The 1,196-nt window shown below is 65.8% G+C and carries 1 protein-coding gene; it reads right to left on the reverse strand.

Features of this window, described 5'->3' with window-relative positions; genetic code table 11:
* Positions 1-82: 82 nt before the first annotated feature.
* Positions 83-1,196, reverse strand: a 1,114-nt coding sequence (locus DL237_RS20405; protein ID WP_119400802.1) for an aminotransferase family protein, incomplete at its 5' end; no start/stop codon positions are given.

Below are 1,196 nucleotides of genomic sequence, written 5' to 3' on the forward strand. Positions count from 1 at the left end.
ACCGCTCCGACACCGCCCTGATACCGACGTGCTCGAATCCCCTCTCCGCGCTTGTTGCCGAGGCGGAGAGGGGGTGGGGGACTCAGCCGAAGACGCGGGTCAGCGCCACGTCCATGGCGGCGGCGATCTCGTCGATGTGGTCGGCCGTCGCGATCAGCGCGGGCGACAGGCACAGCGTGTTGTTGCGCCCCGGCAGCGACCGGTTCGTCACCCCGATCAGAACGCCTTGCGCGCCGCATTCGGCCACCACCTGCTGGGCGAGCTTTTCGGCAACCGGTTCTTTCGTGGCACGGTCCACGACCAGTTCGGCGCCGCAGAACAGCCCCTTGCCGCGCACGTCGCCGACCACCTTGTGCTTGTCCTTCAGCTCTTCCAGCCGGGTCATCAGGCGCGCGCCCATGGCCAGGGTATTGTCCAGCAGGCCTTCGTCCTCGATGATGCGGATGTTCTCCAGCGCCGCCGCCGGGCCCGCGGTGCAGCCGCCGAAGGTGCTGATATCACGGAAGTAATTCAGCGGGTCCGTGCTGTCGTCCTTGAACATCTCGAAGACCTTCTCGGTCGTCACAAGGCAGGCGATGGCGGCGTAGCCCGAGGCGACGCCCTTGGCCATCGTCACCATGTCCGGCTCGATCCCGTAGTTCTGATAGCCGAACCAGGTGCCGGTGCGCCCGAGGCCGCAGACCACCTCGTCGATGTGCAGCAGGATGTCGTACTTGCGGCAGATCTCCTGCACGCGCGGCCAGTAGCCCTCGGGCGGGGTGATGACGCCGCCGCCGGCGGTCACCGGTTCGAGGCAGAGCGCGCCGATGGTGTCGGGACCTTCGCGCAGGATGACCTCTTCGATGGCATTGGCCGCAAGCTCGCCGTAGTTCGCAGCGTTTTCAAGGCCTTGCTCATGGGCGCGGTATGCCAGGCAATGCGGCACCTGGACAAAGCCGGGGGTGAAGGGGCCGTATTGCGCGTTGCGTTCGGGCTGGCCCCCGGCAGAGAGGCAGGCGATGGTGGTGCCGTGGTAGTCGCGTTCGCGGAACAGGATCTTGTGCTTCTTGCCGCCATAGCGTTTGTGCGCGATCTGGCGCACCATCTTGAAGGCTTTCTCGTTCGCCTCGGAGCCGGAGTTGTTGTAGTAGACCCTTGAAAGGCCTGGCATTTTCTCGATCAACCGCTTGGCGAACAGGGCCCCGGGGATCGAGCCC

Origin of the sequence: Pseudooceanicola sediminis, assembly GCF_003575965.1 — a bacterium.
GTDB classification, from domain to species: Bacteria; Pseudomonadota; Alphaproteobacteria; order Rhodobacterales; family Rhodobacteraceae; genus Pseudooceanicola; species Pseudooceanicola sediminis.